The sequence below is a fragment of the Bacillus cereus group sp. BfR-BA-01311 genome (assembly GCF_022664295.1).
Classification (GTDB): domain Bacteria; phylum Bacillota; class Bacilli; order Bacillales; family Bacillaceae_G; genus Bacillus_A; species Bacillus_A cereus.
Genome location: NZ_JAKUHC010000001.1, coordinates 105,301 through 125,298 on the forward strand (window position 1 = coordinate 105,301; position 19,998 = coordinate 125,298).

Here is a 19,998-nt window from a genome sequence, read left to right on the forward strand (position 1 = left end):
AATTATGTTGAAATATGAATATATTTTAGTGCGTTACGGAGAAATGACGACAAAAGGTAAGAACCGTTCTAAGTTTGTAAGCACATTAAAAGATAACGTGAAGTTCAAACTGAAAAAATTCCCAAATATTAAAATCGATGCAACACACGATCGTATGTACATCCAGTTAAATGGTGAAGATCATGAAGCAGTCTCTGAAAGATTGAAGGATGTATTTGGTATTCATAAGTTTAACTTAGCGATGAAAGTACCATCAGAATTAGAAGACATTAAAAAAGGTGCATTAGCAGCTTTCTTACAAGTAAAAGGTGATGTGAAAACATTTAAAATTACTGTACACCGTTCTTATAAGCATTTCCCAATGAGAACGATGGAATTATTACCTGAGATTGGCGGACATATTCTAGAAAACACAGAAGATATTACAGTAGATGTTCATAATCCAGATGTAAATGTACGCGTAGAGATCCGCAGTGGCTATAGCTATATCATGTGCGATGAGCGTATGGGAGCTGGCGGTTTACCAGTTGGCGTTGGCGGAAAAGTAATGGTACTTCTTTCTGGTGGTATTGATAGCCCAGTAGCAGCTTACTTAACGATGAAACGCGGCGTATCTGTGGAAGCAGTTCACTTCCATAGTCCACCTTTCACAAGTGAGCGTGCAAAACAAAAAGTAATCGATTTAGCGCAAGAGTTAACGAAGTATTGTAAACGAGTAACGCTTCACCTTGTTCCGTTTACAGAAGTGCAAAAAACGATTAATAAAGAAATCCCATCTAGCTATTCAATGACGGTTATGCGCCGTATGATGATGCGTATTACAGAACGTATTGCTGAGGAGCGTAACGCACTTGCAATTACGACTGGTGAAAGTCTTGGACAAGTAGCAAGCCAAACGTTAGATAGTATGCATACGATTAACGAAGTAACAAACTACCCAGTTATTCGTCCGCTTATTACGATGGATAAATTAGAGATTATTAAAATCGCTGAAGAAATCGGCACGTATGATATTTCAATTCGTCCATATGAAGATTGCTGTACTGTATTCACACCAGCAAGCCCAGCGACGAAGCCGAAACGTGAAAAAGCAAATCGTTTTGAAGCGAAATACGATTTCACACCATTAATCGATGAAGCTGTAGCGAACAAAGAAACAATGGTATTACAAACGGTAGAAGTAGTGGCGGAAGAAGAAAAATTCGAAGAACTTTTCTAAAACCATAAATTACCATATCTAAATCGTGTATGAAGTCATGTTATTTATCACACTCTATACTCACAAGGAGGTGATATAACATGTCACGTAGCACAAATAAATTAGCGGTTCCTGGTGCTGAATCAGCATTAGACCAAATGAAATACGAAATCGCTCAAGAGTTTGGTGTTCAACTTGGAGCTGATGCAACAGCTCGCGCTAACGGTTCTGTTGGTGGTGAAATCACTAAACGTCTAGTTTCACTAGCTGAGCAACAATTAGGCGGTTTCCAAAAATAATCCCATATGATGGCTTAGAAAGAGCGGGTTCTCCCGCTCTTTCTTTTTTTGTGTTGTGTCGCTATTTGTCGGTAAGTCGATGTAATTTCGTTTACTAATTCGACAGAACTGAAAAATTTGTCAAAAGAAGAGGGTTCAAAATTAACAGAAAATTCTTTATTATATAAAGGAGGCATAAAGAAAAGGGAGGATATTTTATGAAGCGAGAAGAATTGTTGGCGCCACCGTCTTATAATTTAGTTTCTGAAATAGAGAAATATACAGGTGATAAAGGGAAGTTAGCTTTAATTTGGCAAGATGATAAAGGGAATCGAAGGGAAGTTACATACGCTGAATTAATGCAAGGTGCGAATAAAATTGGAAACGCTTTTATAAAAAGTGGTTTGCAAAAAGGGGACAAGCTTCTCATTATGATGCCGCGTTTAATTGAAGCGTACATGACGTATATTGCTGCTATTAAAGCAGGATTTGTCGTAATTCCAAGCTCGGAAATGTTACGTAAAAAAGATATAGAATATCGAATTGGACATGGAGAAGTAAAAGCGATAGTAAGCTATGAGCCGTATATTAGGCAGTTTGATGATATAGAAGCGATGGAATCTCTTCGAAAATTTGTCCTGAGCGAGCAGTCAGTAGATGGATGGGTTAATTTAAAAACAGCGTTAGAAACAGAGAGTGACATGTTAGAAATGGCGAAGACAGATAAAGAAGATATGGTCTTTTTATCTTACACGTCAGGAACGACAGGAAATCCAAAAGGTGTCGTTCATACACATGCGTGGGCATACGCTCATTTACGTACGAGCGCTCCAAATTGGCTCGGAATTGAAGAGAATGATATTGTATGGGCAACAGCTAGTCCAGGCTGGCAAAAGTGGATTTGGAGCCCGTTTTTAGCAACTTTAGGATCAGGGGCAACAGGGTTTGTATATCACGGTAAGTTTGAACCGAAAACGTACCTGAATTTATTAGACGATAATAAGGTGAATGTGCTTTGTTGTACACCGACTGAGTATAGATTAATGGCAAAGGTAGAAGATTTAAGTCAGTACAATTTAGAGGCATTACATAGCGCTGTATCCGCAGGAGAACCGTTAAATAGAGAAGTCATTGAAACGTTCAAAAAGCACTTTCATATTACAGTAAGAGACGGCTATGGGCAAACGGAAAATACATTACTTGTTGGTGTAATGAAAGGGATGGATATTAGACCAGGATCAATGGGGAAACCAACGCCAGGTAACCACGTCGATATCGTAAATGAGGAAGGTACTCCAGTTAAAGTAGGCGAAGTTGGTGATATTGCAGTTCACATTGAAACGCCAGCCCTCTTTAAACAATATTACAAAGACGATGAACGTACAGCGATGCAATTCCGCGGTGATTATTATATTACAGGGGATAAAGCGAAGAAAGATGGAGACGGCTACTTCTGGTTTGAAGGGCGCGGTGATGATATCATTATTAGTTCTGGTTATACAATCGGGCCGTTTGAAGTAGAGGATGCTCTTGTAAAACATCCGTACGTAAGAGAATGTGCAGTTGTCGCAAGTCCTGATGAAATTCGTGGAAGTGTCGTGAAGGCATTTATCGTATTAAGAGAGAATATAGAAAAGAACGAAGAAACATTAATTCCAACACTCCAACAACACGTCAAAGAACTCACTGCACCATATAAATACCCTCGCAAAATTGAATTTGTAGATGAACTACCAAAAACGATTTCTGGAAAAATTCGCCGTATTGAACTTAGAAAACAAGAGATGGAGATTCCGTCAAAATAATTTTGAAAACAGTGAAGTAAATAGTTGAATGAAATGCAAAACAATGATAATATAAAAACGAACACAAGTTCGATTTTATAAACTTAAAAAAGAGGTGTCCGTATGATTTTAGGTATTAATCCGTACTTAGTTTTAGATGGTAGTGGGCAAGAAGCTGTACAGTTTTATAAAGAGGCTTTAGATGCAAAAGTAGAAGTTATGCAAACTTTTGGTGACATGCCTGAAAATCCAGAATACCCGATTCCAGCTGAAGCGAAAGAGCGCGTTTTACATGCTACTTTAAAAGTTGGTAATACGGATCTTATGATTTCTGATACATTCCCAGGTCAAGGGCATGCAATCGGATCTCAAGTAACAATCGCAATTCAAATTAGTAATGCAGAAAAAGCAAAAGAAGTATTCGATAAGTTACAAGAAGGTGGAGAAGTTATCATGCCACTTCAAGAAACATTCTGGAGCCCAGCATACGGACAAGTAAAAGATAAATTTAATATTGAATGGCAAGTTACAACATCTACTACTGAACAAAAGTAATTTTTAGAAAAGCACCATGTTTTGAAATGGTGCTTTTTTTTATACAATAAAAAATAAAGGAGATGGGATATATGGGAGAAATTTGGTATGGCGGCACCATTTACACAGTGAGAGAAGAAAATGAAAAAGTGGACGCTGTTTACATTGAAAACGGTACGATCGTTGATGTTGGAAGTAAAGAAGAGTTAGAAAACCAATATGCCGCGGTTACATTGCACGATTTAAAAGGCAAAACGATGATTCCAGGTCTCGTTGATAGCCACATGCACCTTATTGGGCATGGGGAGAGATTGCTTCGTTTAGATTTATCAAATTGCACATCTTATGGCGAAGTGCTTACTCTCGTTCAGAAGCGAGTGGAAGAAGCTCCAAAGGGCTCTTGGATTATTGGAGAAGGATGGAATGAAAATAACTTTACAGATACAAAAGATGTTCACGCGCGTGATTTAGATGAAATTTCGAAAGAACATCCCATTTTACTAAAGAGAGTTTGTCGTCACGTTACATGGGTGAATGCATACATACTGCAAGAAGCGAATATAACAGCAGCGACAGAAGATCCAAAAGGCGGGAAAATTGGTAGGGATTCATCAAATAAGTTAACAGGGCTTTTATATGAACAAGGGCAAGAATTAATTAAACATGTTCAGCCAGAAATTGATGAAGCTTATTTACAAAGAGCTCTGCAAACAGCGATTAAAGATTGCTGGAAATACGGACTTGTTGGCGGGCATACGGAAGATTTAAATTATTATGGTGGTTTTAGAAAAACATATAATGCGTTTTCTCACGTTATAAAAGAAATGCCATTTAAAGCCCATTTGCTCGTTCACCATGAAGTAGCACATGAACGAAAAGAATATGAAAATGAACATTGTATTGAATTTGGAGCAATGAAAATTTTCTCTGACGGTTCTTTTGGCGGAAGAACAGCATTATTAAGTGAACCGTATGAAGATGCGAAGGAAACAAATGGAGTTGCGATTTTCTCACGTGAAGAACTTGCGGAATTAGTAAAGAAAGCACGAGATCTACATATGCCAGTTGCGATTCATACTATCGGTGACTTATCGCTTGAATATGTCATTGATGCACTCGAATTATATCCACCAGCAGAAGGGGTGCGTGACCGCATTATTCATTGTCAGCTTGCTCGTGAAGAGTTGATAGAAAGAATGAAAAACTTGCAAGCCATTATCGATATACAGCCAGTCTTTCTTTCATCAGATTTTCCGTCAGTCATTGAAAAACTAGGCGAGCACCGTCTTCGTTATGCGTACGCTTGGAAGACGTTACTGGAGGCAGGATTACACTGCAACGGTGGCTCAGATGCTCCTATTGAACAAGTGAATCCGTTTCTAGGCATATATAGCGCTGTTACACGTAGAAGTTTTATTGACGGTATATGCTATATGCCTGAGGAAAGATTAACGGTTTATGAGGCTGTTTCTTTATTTACAACAGGAAGTGCCTATGCAATCGGAAAAGAAGCGAAGCGAGGGCAAATTGCAAAAGGATATGAAGCAGATTTTACAATATTAGACCGCAATATTTTTGAAATTGAGGCAGAAGAAATAAAAGAAGTACAAGCAGAAATGACCGTAATAGATGGCCAAGTTGTCTATAGAAAAGATGCGTAAAAATATATGAGCGGTTTTCGGAATATATCGAATTACCGACAAAAACTGACAAGAATAACGGCCGGATAGTAAGAGAGTATTGTTCGCGTCAATCGGGGGAAATAAATAACCGCAGAATTATGGAATTTCATAATTCTGCGGTTATTTTAATCTTATAAAAACGTTCTCTGTACTTTTTCCCAGAAAGAATTGTTTTTTAATTTAACTGTTTTAATTTGTTTATCGCTTAAGCGTACAACAGCTTTTTCCACTTGTTTAATGCTAAGCGCTTCGTTATCCATGCCGATAACAGGATAATCGTTACCGTCTGGTCTTAGTTTTAAAGTTAATGTACGTTCGTGATTTAAAATGAAAGGTGAACCGAGCGTACGGTAAGTGTTGTTGTTTAAAGATGCTAGTTCGCTTACTTGGAAACATGGGATAAGCGGGTCAACAACTGCACCATGCAATGATTTATTGTAAGCAGTACTTCCTGTTGGGGTAGAAACAACTAAACCGTCCCCTCTAAATGTTTCGAAATATAAATCATCAACATGAACATCTACAACGAATGTTTTAATAATGCTAGAACGTAATGAGAACTCATTTAAACAATGGAAAGATGTACTGCCATCTACATCTACCTGAATTGTTGGATATTTTCGCACTTCAATTTCATTTTTTGTAATTTCTTGAAGGGCTGTATCAACGTGATCAATATGGAAATCGCAGTAGAACGAAATTTCATCTTTCGTAGAAATCCCTGCATATAAGCAATCTTCCCTAAAACCAGTTTTACGAACGGCTTGTAAGAAGGTTGCATCATCTCCAACACTGACGATAGCGTTTGCATTTTTTGGATGATCTAATATGGTAAATCCATTCTCTTCTAAAATACGATAGATTGGTTTCATTTTTTCAACGAGCGTTGCTTTGTCATCACCATAAAAGAAAAATAAATTGCGACGATCTGCCATTATGTATCCCTCCACTGCAGTTAAATTTTCTGTTTTTCGTGCTACATATCATTAGAGTCCGTTCCCTGATGATATGTTCAAATAATATATTTCGATATAAATTGTCAAAATACCTTTTTATTTTTAGAAAAATTTTTATATTCAATCTTATAAAACTCTGTTTAACGATGAATAAACTTGTCGATAATGGGTACGGAGTGAAAGGATGATACGTATGAAGTGGCTCGTAATTGGAATAATAATTCTTCTTCTTTTTATTTTGTTTATACTATTGTCGAAAATAAAGCTTAAGGTGACATTTTTATATTCAGAAATGGAAAAGCAATGTTTGCTTCAAGTGAAAATATGGATGATTCGATATACATTTGATGTGTTGGAAAGAATTGAAAAACAGCAGAAAAAGACAGGACAGAAAATCGAAAAAGCTGAAGAGGACGGCGGACTCGATAATAAAATTATGGCGCAACTTGACAGCATTGGTGAACTGATAAAAAAGCTTCAAGAAGTTCATACTATTGTTAAAGATTTTCTCAAACGAGTGAAAATCAATGGTTGGAAATGGCATACACAAATTGGAGCAGGCGATGCAGCTAGTACTGGAATTGTCACTGGATATGCATGGGGGACAAAAGGTATGGCTGCTGGAGTTGTCGGACAATATATGCATATTGTCGACGTACCAGAATTTGAAATTACCCCAGTTTTTCAAGGGAAAGGATTTGCATCAAGATGCGAGTTAACAGCATCTTTTCGTATATTCCGCGCTATAAAAACTGGCGTCAAATTACTCGTATTTATGAGAAGACAAAGATCTGGTATGACAGAAAAATCTGTTCAAGCATAGGGGGGATATAGAATGGACCATCCAATTCAAGGTTTAATGACAACAGCAATGCAGCATTTAAAACAAATGACTGATGTAAATACAATTGTTGGTGACCCAATTAAAGCGGCAGATGGAAGCGTAATTCTTACAGTTTCGAAAGTAAGTTTCGGATTTGCTGCTGGTGGAAGTGAATTTGGTAAAGTAGAACATTCAGGCCGTCATCCATTTGGCGGGGGAAGTGGTGGAGGAGTTTCTATTAATCCTGTTGCCTTTCTTGTTATAAATGGAGAAGGTGTAAAAGTGTTGCATTTAGATAAGCAAACACACGTCATCGATAAAATAATTGAATTAGCGCCACAAGCTGTTGATAAAGTGAAGGAAATGATGGATAAACGAAAAGAAGACGATCCTGAATTTCAAATTTAACGAATAGAGAAGCTAATCAATAGGTTAGCTTCTTTTATTTTTTTGTAAATAAAGCGATTTTATTTGCATTATCGATAGGGACAAACTATCATTTACATTGTACATATTTTGTTTAAATAAGGGAGGATTTTCAAGTGGCAAACGTAACTTTTAAAGGTAACCCAATGACTTTGGTTGGAACAGAAGTTAAAGTTGGCGATCAAGCGCCAAACTTCCAAGTATTAGCAAACGACTTATCTCCAGTAAGTTTAGAAACATACAAAGGCGAAGTAAAATTAATTAGTGTTGTACCTTCAATCGACACAGGTGTGTGTGATGCACAAACACGTCGTTTTAACCAAGATGCAGCAGGTATTGAAAACGCGAAAGTATTAACAATTAGCGCTGATTTACCATTCGCTCAAAAACGCTGGTGTGCAGCGAACGGTTTAGAAAATGTTGTTACACTTTCTGACCACCGCGACCTTTCATTCGGTGAAGCTTATGGCTTAGTAATGAAAGAGCTTCGTTTACTTGCTCGTGCAGTATTCGTAGTAGATAGCAATGACAAAGTAGTTTACGCAGAATACGTAAGCGAAGGTACAAGCCATCCAAACTATGAAGCAGCATTAGAAGCAGCTAAATCTGCGAAGTAATGTGATGAAAATGACCTCTTATAAAGAGGTCGTTTTTTCTCATATATTGCTCTGTAACAGCATCGATATATGAGAAAAAACGTTATATCATATATAACTAAAGGGGAGCTCTTGATAGGAGGTCGCTTTTTCTTTTTGGAAAAAATCACTTTGTGGTATGATATAAGTTATGTGTAAAAGAGAGAAGGAGGAATGTACGTGAGTCAGACAGTAGAAACATTATTTTCTATTTTTGATTCTTCTGCGGTAGTTTTACGTAAAGAATTAGATGTAACATATTTAGAGGCGCTTGTAGAAACAGGTGATAACTTGTTTGAGGGAGCGATTTTACAAGAGGAATTATCCGAATCAGCAATTGAAAGGCTGAATCGTGAATATAGTACGTTTAATGAAGAAACATATAAAGGTGAAGAAATTCGTAAAGCATTTCAGTTAGCCATCTTAAAAGGAATGAAAGAAGGCGTACAAGCGAATCATGAAATGACGCCTGATGCAGTTGGAATGTTCATGAGTTACTTATTCCATAAATTTATGCAAGGTCAAAACGAGATCACAGTTTTAGATCCTGCAATTGGAACAGGTAATTTAATGACTACAGTGTTTAATAGCGCCAAAGAAGGACTAACAATGAGTGGATTTGGTGTAGAAGTGGATGAAGTGCTAATTAAACTTGCTTTAGTAAATGCAAATTTACAAAAGCATGCAATCGAATTCTTCCATCAAGATGGACTAGCACCACTTTATATCGATCCAGTTGATGCAGTCGTTTCAGACTTACCGGTTGGTTATTATCCAAACGAAATCGGTGCAAGTGAATATAAATTAAAAGCAGATGAAGGAATGTCGTATGCCCATCACTTATTTATTGAACAAAGTGTGAAACATACGAAAGAGGGCGGTTACTTATTCTTCTTAGTACCAAACTTCATTTTTGAAAGTGACCAAGCACCGAAATTACATGCATTTATTAAAGAAACATGCTTTATTCAAGGGTTATTACAGCTTCCTGTTTCCATGTTTAAAAACGAGAAAAATGCAAAAAGTATATTTGTTCTCCAAAAGAAAGGCGCTAATGTAACAATGCCAAAACAGGCATTATTAGTGGAGTTGCCTAAATTCTCTAACATGAAGGCGATGGAAGACATTATGGATCAATTAAATACTTGGTTTGCAACACATAAATAAAGCTGGGTATATGTAACAGCATTAGTGATTCATGTAGTACAGTTTTATATAATATGTCATATTTTTAAATATATACAAGATTTAACTGAATTTTTTTGAAATCTGTAATATATATTTTTTCTTGGTGTTACAATTTTTTCACTTGAAATATATGTCGGACGATGTTTAAATTAAAATCGTGAGTATAAAATTTGCTAATGATGAAACGTTTTCATATTTGGTGAATTTGATCAGATAAAATCGAGCGGTTTGTGGAAACATCCACACAACTACCAAGAGAAAAAGGGGCGAAAGACTAGATGTCAAAAATCATCGCGATTAACGCAGGAAGCTCTTCCTTAAAATTCCAATTATTTGAAATGCCAAGTGAAACAGTATTAACAAAAGGTTTAGTAGAACGTATCGGTTTAGAAGATAGTATCTTCACTATTACTGTAGATGGCGAAAAACAAAAAGAAATTACAAACATTCCAGATCACGCAGTAGCAGTTAATATGCTTCTTAAAAAGTTAACTGAAAACGGAATCGTTAAATCTCTAGATGAGATTGGCGGTATCGGTCACCGTGTTGTTCACGGCGGCGAAAAATTTGCTGACTCTGTTTTAATTACTGATGAAGTATTAGCTGATATCGAAGAATTAAGCGATTTAGCACCACTTCATAACCCAGCAAACGTTGTTGGTATTAAAGCATTCCAAGAAGTATTACCAAACGTACCAGCAGTAGCAGTATTCGATACAGCATTCCACCAAACAATGCCGGAATCTGCATTCCTATACAGCTTACCATATGAGTACTATGAAAAATTCGGCATCCGTAAATACGGTTTCCACGGAACTTCTCATAAATATGTAACTGAGCGTGCGGCTGAATTATTAGGTCGTCCAATTGAAAGCTTAAGCTTACTTTCTTGTCACTTAGGTAACGGTGCAAGTATCGCAGCAGTAGAAGGCGGTAAATCTATCGATACTTCTATGGGCTTCACACCACTTGCTGGTGTAACAATGGGTACACGTTCTGGTAACCTTGACCCTGCGTTAATTCCATACATCATGGAAAAAACAGGCCAAACAGTAGAAGAAGTAGTTAACGTATTAAACAAGAAGAGTGGTATGTTAGGTCTTACTGGTTACTCTAGTGACCTACGTGACATCATTGCGAAAGAAGAAGAAGGCGACCACCGTGCGAAAGTAGCACTTGATGTATTCGTAAGCCGTATCCACAAATACATCGGTTCTTACACTGCTCGTATGAAAGGTGTAGACGCAATCATCTTCACAGCTGGTGTAGGTGAAAACAGTGCGATTATTCGTGAGCGTGTATTAGAAGGCCTTGAGTACATGGGCGTATACTTCGATGCAAAACGTAATAACGTATTCGGTGAAGAAGCATTCATCAACTTCCCACACTCTCCAGTAAAAATTATCGTAATTCCAACTGACGAAGAAGTTATGATTGCTCGTGACGTACTACGTCTTGGAGATATTGGTTAATATATGAAAAGAAAGACGAGATCCTATAGGATTTCGTCTTTTTTCTTTTGGATGTATTTTAAAACTCCATCTGGATATAATATTTTTTCTTTCTGAATGAATGCCGTAATAGGAATCCATTTCGCATACGCTACTGTTTCTTCATCTTGTATATTTAATATTTTCATTTCATATAGTGACGTGTCTAATAAACGCAAAGAATATAGTTGAATGATTTCATGACCAATGTCTCCATCGAGATGAAAGACATTTTCTAAACACCCTAAATAATTGGTGATTTCTATCTCCGTATGAAGCTCTTCTTTAAACTCCCGAATAACAGTATGTGCTGATTTTTCACCAAGCTCAATTGAACCGCCAAGAGGACGATAATATATTTCGCCTTCTGTATAATATTCTTGTACGAGAAGGCGATCTTGATGTACAGCAAGACCGAAAGCTTTTGCACGTGGATACATATAGAATCACTCCTTATTTGTTTTGTATAAGGACGATTATAATGTATGGTGTGATAAAAGTATCGTGTATTTAAGTGTGCGGTCTAACTGTAATTCCATCAAATAAGTCTTTCCAAAATGCTTCATTGTATTGGTATACATCCATAATAGGACATTTCATAACGCAAATACGTTGTAATCCCCAATCTTCTTGGGTGATAGTTGGTATATCGGCAGGAATTAGTAACAGGACAGAGAATGTATGTGTAACGATTTGAGATAAAATTTGTTCTAGGGAACATGCTTCTTCATATGTTCCTCCAGTTCGAATAAATAATATGGATTCTGCCGTTTCAATTGTAGCTAGAAAACGATTAATACGATGTTCATAGTTTAACTTAATTTCTGTATAAGAAGGCCAAGAAGTAGGTGTGTTTACATCTGTTTTAAAGTCATGACAGGAGTCAATTTCATAAAGGTTGTCCCTTAATCTTAATTTTGCATCATCATCCCAAAATGAGATGAAGGATAAATTTTCGAAATTTAAAAAGCGGTCAAATCGATTGTGTAATAATACATTCACTTTTTCTAATGAGGGACTTAGCATAAAATCAATAACGCCAAAAAATGGTGATAATTCTAATTGATATAATGCCCAAGCCGGCCAGCAGTTTTGTCCTAAGCTGAATACCGCATTATATTCTTTTTTTATATCGGATAGATTCATGTGATTTATCTCATCCTTTTTGTTAATATTTTATGCCATTCAAAAATGGTATGTGAATAAAGATAGACAAGCATATTTGCAAAGAATAAGCAGAAATATGTTACAATAGAAAAAAATCGAACGAGGTGGTTGTTACGATGCGATCGAAGCGAGAACAAGCCATTTTAGACAATATAAAAGAATGGGAAGCGCAATTAGTTGAGCAAGAAGCGACCGATTTTCAAAAAGTGTTTGATAAATGGTTACATGCTACAGTTGCGAAATTACCTGAGAAAAAGCGAAAAGAATTCTTCACGAAAGCAGATGGATGGCTCTTTCATTTGCATGCATTTATTCAAAGTTCACAAGCACAGTTAGATGCACGTAATCGGATTTTAGGAACATCAAGGTTATTTGATGAATCGATTGAACAGCTTGAAGATTTGAAAGCATTATCTATTGATCAATTAACATACATAGCAGAGCAGCAAACAGCACGTCATCGTCTATATTCATTTGTACAAGGTGGGGCAACAGGTGCTGGAGGTTTATTATTATTAACGGCGGATTTTCCGGTTATGATCGCGTTAAATGTGAAGGCAGTCCAACTTATTGCAACATCATTTGGACATGATGTGAACAAGCCGTATGAAATGATGCTTGCGTTAAAGGTGTTTCATGCGTCATTACTACCAGGAAGACTTCAGCAATATGCATGGTACAATTTATTGCAAGAGCTGGAGCAAGAAGATTCGTTCTTTTACGAAGGAGACGAAGCAGTGCTACAAACAGCTTCTACTGAGGTTGTGTTAAAACAAATTTTGAAGACATTTTCGATTTATGCTCTTCGTCGTAAATTATTCCAAGGTATACCGGTAATTGGAATGGCAATTGGATCTACAGTGAATTATCGTTTAACAAGAAACGTTACTGAATTTGCAAATAGATTTTATCAAGTGCGCCATATAGTCGAGAAAGAAAAAAGAGCATAAAAAAAGCGAGAGGCCGAAGCCTTTCGCTTTTTTAATTTGTTGCATGTTTTTTGGACATTGGAACAGATACTGGCTGCTTTTCTGCTGTTTTTTCTGTTTTTGGATAATAAATTAAATCCAATGTTTTTGCCTGTACGGCAATCGAAAGAATAGTAAAAGCAATTTCTGTCCAATTTAAATAATATAATGAAAGCGCAAGAACAATCGCGTCAAAGACGAAGAAAATTTGCCCAATTGTAAAACGAGTTCGTTTACTTAATACAATTGTTAAAATATCGTCTCCACCGGTTGCACCGCCAAATCGTAATATAAAACCGAGTCCAATACCAGCTAACGCACCGCCAACTACTGCAGCTATAAATAAGTTATTTGATAAATCTACCGTAAATGGAGAATAATTTTCCATAAAGGAATAAAATACTCCGAATGAAATTGAACCTAGGAATGAATAACCAACCATTTTTCTACCTAAAAATGAAGCGCACAGTAAAATAATTGGGATATCCATTAATACAGTTGAAATAGATGGTGAAATATCATAAAAGTTTTGAATGAATAGTGCAATTCCTACAAATCCACCTTCTGTTAAGTGGTTTTGGAAGTGAATGTGATATAGCGCTGCTGCTAAAATAAATGAACCGATTAAAACCATAAAAATTTCTTTAATAATTTGCCGACTTTGGATGTTCCTCATCGTTATTCCTTCTTTCCGTAGTTAGTAGTCCTTTTTGTGTTGTAAACTAACTACGAGCTCACATGTAGCTTTCAGTTAGTTTACGAAAAAACTAACTACGCTATATGTCGCTGAAGAAATAACGAATAATCCTCTCGTCCATCAATTCTCCCTACCTTCGTTTTAGTTTAAGTCTTAAAACGACTAAACAAAACGTGGAGTAGGATTCGTCATTTAGCAATCCTGCTCTTCTTTGTTTTGTTTAGTTAGTAACAATTAAGTCCTAAACAAAACGCTATGTGTAAGAAGAGTCTTTTTTTTGCCAAATTATCCTTCGGGCAATCATAATTTCCCCACTCTCGTATTTTTTTCGCTAGACTAAAGTATCTGAGCTGAAAAATACGCTACGTGTATGATTCGTCAATACGATGCCACATGCTCCTTCGAGCGATCATGATATCAAAATCCCTTCCTTCAAGATTTATACTATTATATCATACTTTTAAAAAATGTATGCGGATGGAAACCGACAATAAACGGAGGGAATCTACAAAAAATGTTATGTTTAAATATTTTTGTAGAAAAGCCTAAGTTATTTCGGAGGATTGGACAGTTTATAACGGTTTGTCCAATAAGTAAGAAAAAAGGGTTTTATTCCGTTGTGTTCTTTTCATCACTTTTATCTTTAAAAAACGCATCCCAACTAATTACACTTAAAAAAGTTAAAGTGATAATAACGAAAGCACGCATAATTTTTAAACCTCCTTTTGTACATAGTATATGAATCATTCGATTCAGAATGTGTCATTTTTTTACAAGTCTTAACTATTATGAGAGTATATTAATATAGATAGATGAAGGGGAGAGTGAAGGTATGCTAAAAGACATGTTCAAAAGAAAAGAATTAATATGCATTTCATGTCAGAAAAAAATTCAATATGAAGAAGAGCTTGTTGCTTTTGTAAAGTTGCCGAAAGAAAGAAGTATATTAGTTGGTCCATTCGATGTATGTTTGGCGAAAACAGCACAAGAAATATATTGTAAATCATGTTATGACAAAAAAGCATGACCCAAAGTTATTGAGGGGCATGCTTTTTTCATTGGTGTGCTTTCCCCTCAGATACATTTTGAGTGAGTCGATACCAAAGCCAAAGGTCATTAATGATGGAAGCAAGATCGGCAATTTCTGAATTTAGTTTACAAGAAACTTCGAAGTCTTCTTCGTTATTTAAATAATGTTGTTTTGTATTAATATAGTGCTCAAGTTCTTTTATACGATCAGGAATTTTCCCGCGAACTTGTTCCCATTTTAGTAAAATAGCATGTTGCATTTTTTCGGGGATTTCTTCCCAGTCTTCTTGTAAATGTGGAATTTCAATTCCTAGATGTTCATCGTATAAGAAATACTTTTCCATAAGTTCACCCCCGTTTTCCTGCTTATATTGTACATAAAAACAGAAAGAAGTTCGACGAAATTGTTTGAAAAAATTTGAAAATGACTCTTGATACATTTTGTGAAAGGTGGTAAAGTGTGAATTATTATAAAAGAAAATGAATATTTATTCTTTAGGGGGATGCAAAATGGAGAAGAAAAAAGTTGTATTAGCATATTCCGGAGGTCTTGATACTTCCGTTGCAATTAAATGGTTACAAGAGAAGAATTATGATATTATCGCGCTTTGTTTAGACTTAGGGGAAGGTAAAGACTTAGCATTTGTAAAAGAAAAGGCACTTTCAGTAGGTGCAATTAAATCATATATGATTGATGTTCAAGAAGAATTTGCAAACGAATATGCATTGATGGCGATGCAAGCACACACATTATACGAAGGGAAATACCCTCTTGTCTCTGCATTATCTCGTCCGCTTATTGCGAAGAAATTAGTAGAAATCGCAGAACAAGAAGGCGCAACTGCAGTTGCACACGGATGTACAGGGAAAGGAAATGATCAAGTTCGTTTTGAAGTTTCTATTCAAGCATTAAATCCTTACTTAGAAGTGATTGCACCTGTACGTGAATGGAAGTGGTCACGTGAAGAAGAAATTGCCTATGCAAAAGAAAACGATGTACCAATTCCGATTAATTTAGATAGCCCGTTTTCAATCGATCAAAACTTATGGGGACGCAGCAACGAATGTGGAATTTTAGAAGATCCATGGGCAGCGCCGCCAGAAGATGCATATGAGATGACATTGGCATTAGAAGATACACCGAATAAACCAGAGTTTGTAGAAATCGGATTTGAAGCAGGCGTACCGACTACTTTAAATGGCACTGCATATTCACTTGCAGAATTAATTAAAACGTTAAATGCGCTTGCTGGAAAACACGGCGTTGGACGTATTGATCACGTAGAAAATCGTCTTGTCGGTATTAAATCTCGTGAAGTATACGAATGCCCAGCAGCAATGACGTTAATCACTGCGCATAAAGAGTTGGAAGATTTAACACACGTAAAAGAAGTAGCACATTTTAAACCAGTGATTGAACAGAAAATAACAGAACTTATTTATAATGGTTTATGGTTCTCGCCTTTAAAACAAGCGCTTCATGCATTTTTACAAGAAACGCAAAAGAATGTAACAGGTACAGTGCGTGTGAAATTATTTAAAGGTCATGCGATTGTAGAAGGACGTAAATCTGAATACTCTTTATACGATGAAAAATTAGCAACATATACTGCTCAGGACGAATTTAATCATGATGCAGCAGTTGGATTCATTTCATTATTCGGTTTACCGACGAAAGTATACAGCCAAGTGAATCAAAAGAAGGTGGAAGCGTGAGCAAACTTTGGGGCGGACGTTTTACAGAAGAAGCGGAAGCATGGGTTGAAGAGTTCGGAGCATCCATCTCCTTCGATCAACAATTAGTAAATCAAGATATAAATGGGAGTATGGCACACGTAACGATGCTAGCAAAGCAAGGCATCGTTACGCAAGAAGAAGCAGAGAAAATAAAGATAGGTCTTCAATATTTATTGAAAGAAGCAAAAGAGAATAAGCTACAATTTTCAGTAGAAGCAGAAGATATTCATTTAAACATCGAAAAAATGTTAATTGAACAAATTGGCGAAGTAGGAGGAAAACTTCACACTGGCCGAAGTCGTAATGATCAAGTAGCGACAGATATGCATTTGTATTTAAAAGAAAAGGTAGAACATATTATAAAAGCTACAAAGCAATTGCAAACTGTTCTTGTTCATCAAGCAGAAAATAATATTGAAACCATTATGCCTGGCTATACGCATTTGCAACGTGCTCAGCCGATTTCATTTGCTCATCATATTCTCGCTTACTTTTGGATGTTAGAGCGTGATGTGAATCGTTATGAAGATTCGTTAAAACGTATTAACATTTCGCCATTAGGAGCAGGAGCGTTAGCTGGAACGACATTCCCCATTGACCGAGAGTATAGTGCGGAGCTTCTTGGATTTAATGGAATCTATGAAAATAGTTTAGATGCAGTAAGCGATCGTGATTTCATACTGGAGTTCCTAAGTAACTCCTCTATGCTTATGATGCACTTATCACGCTTTTGCGAAGAACTTATTTTATGGAGTAGCCAAGAGTTTCAATTTATTGAAATGAGCGATCAATATGCAACGGGAAGCAGCATTATGCCGCAAAAGAAAAACCCGGATATGGCGGAACTAATCCGTGGTAAAACAGGCAGAGTATACGGTAATTTATTCAGTTTACTCACAGTAATGAAAGGATTACCGCTCGCTTACAATAAAGACTTACAAGAAGATAAAGAAGGAATGTTTGATACAGTTAAAACAGTAGAAGGATGCCTTCATATTATGGCGGGCATGCTTGAAACGATGACTGTAAACAAAGAAAAAATGAGGCAAGCTGTGACGCAAGATTTCTCCAACGCAACAGAAATTGCTGACTATTTAGCGAACAAAGGACTACCATTCCGTCAAGCTCATGAAATTGTTGGAAAGTTAGTGCTATATTGCACACAAAAAGGAATTTATTTATTAGATGTCTCTCTTGAAACATATAAAGAAATGAGCTCCTTATTTGAAGAAGATTTGTATGAAGTGCTGTCACCATATGCAGCTGTAAAGCGTCGTAACAGTGCTGGCGGGACTGGGTTTGAACAAATCAAAAACGCTTTGGAGAAGGCGAAGGGGTTAACGAAAGAAGTTATTAAGAATTGAGTTGGGAAGTACGCCAGTCTAGTAAAGTCTGGCGTACTTTATTTTTTACTAGCATTTAAGTTAAAATGTAGTAAAAAATAACAATTTAGGGGAAGTCTATGAAAAAAATAGTGTTGATCATTGTACTGTTAATTAGCTTAATTGCAAATGCTAAAGTGTTTCTTTTGGACAAATATATGTATGTTGGTGAAAAAGAAAAGCGAGAAGAAGCGGTTATCGCAACGATGTGGCATTTACAAGATAAAGGATATAAAGAAAGTGATATTTTATATATAAAACCGGCCTTTTATAGCAAAATGGATTCGTATGGTATGAATGTACAGTTTAAAGATGAACCAAATGAATCATATACATATAGAGTTTTAAAAGATGCGAAAACAAATAAACTAACTGTACACCAAGATAGCAATGAGTCTGGTGGTATGGGCGGGAAACATCAAGAGCTTAAATAAAGAAAGAAAACGACTGATGGCATTCGCCTGCAGTCGTTTTCTTTTAATCATACTTATGTCGATCTTCCGTAATTCGAATATACTCAATATCCATCAAATCACGAAGTAATGCACCATTACTTAGTTCAACGCCGTGCTTCTCTTTAAAATGAGTGCGAATCGTATCTAGCATTTCAATTTCTTTGCCGTTCACATCTAAAATAATGCGTTCAGAATCATCCATATAGCATCCTCCTTTTTTACACATATATATTTTGTCCGTCTATTTCTAAAAAATGTATGTTAACGTAATGTTAGGAAATAAGAAAGGGATGGAAAATGAGACGTATTTATTTTATAGGGCTAATTTTGTACACATTCATTGTATTACATGTTGCATTCCAAAATATCTTTTCATTTGAGGATTTAGAAACAGTACACGTTGCGATATTTATTTTTGCTCTATTTGTAGTAGATTGCTTTATTTCTATATGGCTTTCGAAAAGAAAAGATATACAAGGCAAAAAAGAAATGGAACGGAAAAAGAGAAAACGTTCCTTTTGGATGATGACATACTGTTTGTCTTTAGTGCTTACTGCTGCTTTTTTTAGTGAACATATTCCATTAGAAAGAGTAAATATTGGATTTGGAGCATTCGTATTCGCATACTATTTTTTTATGCACTTTCTTCCTTATATGAAAGAAAAGCGAGGAGAAGAGGAAAATCCGCTTGTAGAAGAAGAGAAAGAACAAGAGCATAAGAGAATAGAAGGGGATATAAAGAAACTTGGAGAACAAAAGTGGTATTTAAAATCAAAAATCATATACGTTCTTTGCTTTATTACGCCGCCAATTGGTTATTTGTATGTTTTCTTATTTCGTAAAAAAATGACAGAAGGTGCAAGGCGAACGTACTTAACGGTTGCGACGATTATGATGGCATTATGGTCTTTGAAGTTTCTTCCGCCTTATGTGTTGGCAATTACCGTTGTTGTCGTAGCATGTCTTTTGTTTATAGTGAAGTTTATAAAATGAAAAACACCAAGCCTATGTGGACTTGGTGTTTTATCTATAAATTAAAGCTCACCTTGCTCTTCATCACCACGAACAACAAGGACATCGCATTTCGCATAGCGAATAATATGTTCAGAGACGCTACCAATTAGGAAACGCTCAACAGCATTTAAACCAGTCGCACCACACATAATTAAATCTACTTTATGGTTTGGAGCGATTTCTTTTGAAATTTTTGATTTAGGATTACCGAATTCTAATACAGTTTCAATTTTTTCAAGGCCAGCTTCAAGCGCAGTTTTTTTGTAGTCTTCTAATAGGTCTTCTGCAAATAGATTTGCACGTTCCGCAATTGCACGGCTATAAGCTTCTACTGCTGAGTATGCTTTTACATCAACGATATGAGCAATTGTTAATGTTGCATTGTTGCGCTTTGCGACTTGAATTGCTTTTTTAAAGGCTTTTTCTGCTTCTTTAGAACCATCCACCGCGATTAAAATATTTGTATATGTATTATTCATAGTAAATTCCTCCCAATCTGTTTTATAACTGTTTACAACTTAATTATAAAACAAATTTTGGTAACGTGCTTGCCAG

At 36.2% G+C, this 19,998-nt stretch carries 23 protein-coding genes; 16 read left to right on the plus strand and 7 right to left on the minus strand.

Annotated features, from left to right (window positions below):
* Window positions 1–4: 4 nt before the first annotated feature.
* The 5 genes from thiI (at window position 5) to MR136_RS00595 (ending at window position 5,455) form a co-directional block, all read left to right on the plus strand.
* Window positions 5–1,219: a tRNA uracil 4-sulfurtransferase ThiI gene (thiI, locus tag MR136_RS00575; protein ID WP_000922341.1), complete on the plus strand. Its 1,215-nt coding sequence runs from the start codon at window positions 5–7 to the stop codon at window positions 1,217–1,219.
* Between the two features lie 80 nt (window positions 1,220–1,299).
* A complete protein-coding gene (locus tag MR136_RS00580) occupies window positions 1,300–1,497 on the plus strand; it encodes an alpha/beta-type small acid-soluble spore protein (RefSeq protein WP_000091639.1) in 198 nt (65 codons plus the stop codon).
* 197 nt (window positions 1,498–1,694) lie between these two features.
* Window positions 1,695–3,281, plus strand: a complete 1,587-nt coding sequence (gene mbcS, locus MR136_RS00585; RefSeq protein ID WP_103622268.1) for an acyl-CoA synthetase MbcS — start codon at window positions 1,695–1,697, stop codon at window positions 3,279–3,281.
* A gap of 102 nt (window positions 3,282–3,383) precedes the next feature.
* Window positions 3,384–3,815: a VOC family protein gene (locus tag MR136_RS00590; RefSeq protein ID WP_000600350.1), complete on the plus strand. Its 432-nt coding sequence runs from the start codon at window positions 3,384–3,386 to the stop codon at window positions 3,813–3,815.
* A 71-nt stretch (window positions 3,816–3,886) separates the two neighbouring features.
* On the plus strand, window positions 3,887–5,455 hold the full coding sequence (locus MR136_RS00595) for an amidohydrolase (protein WP_000504018.1): 1,569 nt from the start codon (window positions 3,887–3,889) through the stop codon (window positions 5,453–5,455).
* 152 nt (window positions 5,456–5,607) lie between these two features.
* On the opposite strand, the gene MR136_RS00600 is transcribed toward MR136_RS00595, so the two are convergent.
* Window positions 5,608–6,411 (minus strand): NAD kinase, encoded by an 804-nt coding sequence (locus tag MR136_RS00600; protein WP_000785177.1) that lies wholly within the window; start codon window positions 6,409–6,411, stop codon window positions 5,608–5,610.
* A gap of 205 nt (window positions 6,412–6,616) precedes the next feature.
* On the opposite strand from MR136_RS00600, the gene MR136_RS00605 reads away from it, so the two are divergent.
* From MR136_RS00605 to ackA, 5 genes are all read left to right on the plus strand, one after another.
* Window positions 6,617–7,255: a DUF2953 domain-containing protein gene (locus MR136_RS00605; RefSeq protein ID WP_002164419.1), complete on the plus strand. Its 639-nt coding sequence runs from the start codon at window positions 6,617–6,619 to the stop codon at window positions 7,253–7,255.
* A gap of 12 nt (window positions 7,256–7,267) precedes the next feature.
* On the plus strand, window positions 7,268–7,663 hold the full coding sequence (gene ytfJ, locus MR136_RS00610; protein WP_000350005.1) for a GerW family sporulation protein: 396 nt from the start codon (window positions 7,268–7,270) through the stop codon (window positions 7,661–7,663).
* Window positions 7,664–7,797: 134 nt separating this feature from the next.
* Entirely contained in the window at window positions 7,798–8,298 is a 501-nt protein-coding gene (tpx, locus tag MR136_RS00615) for a thiol peroxidase (RefSeq protein WP_000024525.1), read from the plus strand.
* A 198-nt stretch (window positions 8,299–8,496) separates the two neighbouring features.
* Window positions 8,497–9,483 (plus strand): class I SAM-dependent methyltransferase, encoded by a 987-nt coding sequence (locus MR136_RS00620; RefSeq protein ID WP_000084367.1) that lies wholly within the window; start codon window positions 8,497–8,499, stop codon window positions 9,481–9,483.
* Between the two features lie 299 nt (window positions 9,484–9,782).
* The gene (gene ackA / locus MR136_RS00625; protein ID WP_000034574.1) at window positions 9,783–10,976 is read left to right on the plus strand and encodes an acetate kinase; all 1,194 of its coding nucleotides are present in this window, start codon (window positions 9,783–9,785) and stop codon (window positions 10,974–10,976) included.
* A gap of 23 nt (window positions 10,977–10,999) precedes the next feature.
* Here ackA and MR136_RS00630 read toward each other — a convergent pair whose 3' ends face one another.
* Window positions 11,000–11,434 carry an NUDIX hydrolase gene (locus MR136_RS00630; RefSeq protein ID WP_000283500.1) on the minus strand — a complete coding sequence of 145 codons (435 nt, stop codon included), beginning with the start codon at window positions 11,432–11,434 and terminating at the stop codon, window positions 11,000–11,002.
* 70 nt (window positions 11,435–11,504) lie between these two features.
* The gene (locus MR136_RS00635) at window positions 11,505–12,140 is read right to left on the minus strand and encodes a DUF1796 family putative cysteine peptidase (protein ID WP_078421206.1); all 636 of its coding nucleotides are present in this window, start codon (window positions 12,138–12,140) and stop codon (window positions 11,505–11,507) included.
* 137 nt (window positions 12,141–12,277) lie between these two features.
* Between MR136_RS00635 and MR136_RS00640 the strand changes: the two genes are divergently transcribed.
* Window positions 12,278–13,111 carry an EcsC family protein gene (locus tag MR136_RS00640; RefSeq protein ID WP_001256850.1) on the plus strand — a complete coding sequence of 278 codons (834 nt, stop codon included), beginning with the start codon at window positions 12,278–12,280 and terminating at the stop codon, window positions 13,109–13,111.
* 31 nt (window positions 13,112–13,142) lie between these two features.
* Here the strand turns inward: MR136_RS00640 and MR136_RS00645 are convergent, their stop codons facing one another.
* Entirely contained in the window at window positions 13,143–13,805 is a 663-nt protein-coding gene (locus tag MR136_RS00645) for a YitT family protein (protein ID WP_001244515.1), read from the minus strand.
* Between the two features lie 853 nt (window positions 13,806–14,658).
* Between MR136_RS00645 and MR136_RS00650 the strand changes: the two genes are divergently transcribed.
* Entirely contained in the window at window positions 14,659–14,853 is a 195-nt protein-coding gene (locus MR136_RS00650; protein WP_000910273.1) for a hypothetical protein, read from the plus strand.
* A 28-nt stretch (window positions 14,854–14,881) separates the two neighbouring features.
* On the opposite strand, the gene MR136_RS00655 is transcribed toward MR136_RS00650, so the two are convergent.
* Complete coding sequence (locus MR136_RS00655) at window positions 14,882–15,199, minus strand: hypothetical protein (RefSeq protein ID WP_000417218.1); 318 nt, start codon at window positions 15,197–15,199, stop codon at window positions 14,882–14,884.
* A 166-nt stretch (window positions 15,200–15,365) separates the two neighbouring features.
* On the opposite strand from MR136_RS00655, the gene MR136_RS00660 reads away from it, so the two are divergent.
* From MR136_RS00660 to MR136_RS00670, 3 genes are all read left to right on the plus strand, one after another.
* On the plus strand, window positions 15,366–16,571 hold the full coding sequence (locus MR136_RS00660; RefSeq protein WP_000412315.1) for an argininosuccinate synthase: 1,206 nt from the start codon (window positions 15,366–15,368) through the stop codon (window positions 16,569–16,571).
* Window positions 16,568–17,956 carry an argininosuccinate lyase gene (gene argH, locus MR136_RS00665; RefSeq protein ID WP_242259224.1) on the plus strand — a complete coding sequence of 463 codons (1,389 nt, stop codon included), beginning with the start codon at window positions 16,568–16,570 and terminating at the stop codon, window positions 17,954–17,956. Before MR136_RS00660 ends, argH begins: the two co-directional genes overlap by 4 nt.
* Window positions 17,957–18,054: 98 nt before the next feature.
* Complete coding sequence (locus tag MR136_RS00670) at window positions 18,055–18,408, plus strand: DUF3139 domain-containing protein (protein WP_000725032.1); 354 nt, start codon at window positions 18,055–18,057, stop codon at window positions 18,406–18,408.
* Window positions 18,409–18,451: 43 nt separating this feature from the next.
* On the opposite strand, the gene MR136_RS00675 is transcribed toward MR136_RS00670, so the two are convergent.
* Entirely contained in the window at window positions 18,452–18,631 is a 180-nt protein-coding gene (locus tag MR136_RS00675) for a hypothetical protein (protein WP_000342760.1), read from the minus strand.
* 95 nt (window positions 18,632–18,726) lie between these two features.
* Here MR136_RS00675 and MR136_RS00680 point away from each other — a divergent pair, with 95 nt between their 5' ends.
* The gene (locus MR136_RS00680; RefSeq protein WP_061457757.1) at window positions 18,727–19,422 is read left to right on the plus strand and encodes a hypothetical protein; all 696 of its coding nucleotides are present in this window, start codon (window positions 18,727–18,729) and stop codon (window positions 19,420–19,422) included.
* 41 nt (window positions 19,423–19,463) lie between these two features.
* On the opposite strand, the gene MR136_RS00685 is transcribed toward MR136_RS00680, so the two are convergent.
* Entirely contained in the window at window positions 19,464–19,922 is a 459-nt protein-coding gene (locus MR136_RS00685; RefSeq protein ID WP_001066673.1) for a universal stress protein, read from the minus strand.
* Between the last annotated feature and the right edge of the window lie 76 nt (window positions 19,923–19,998).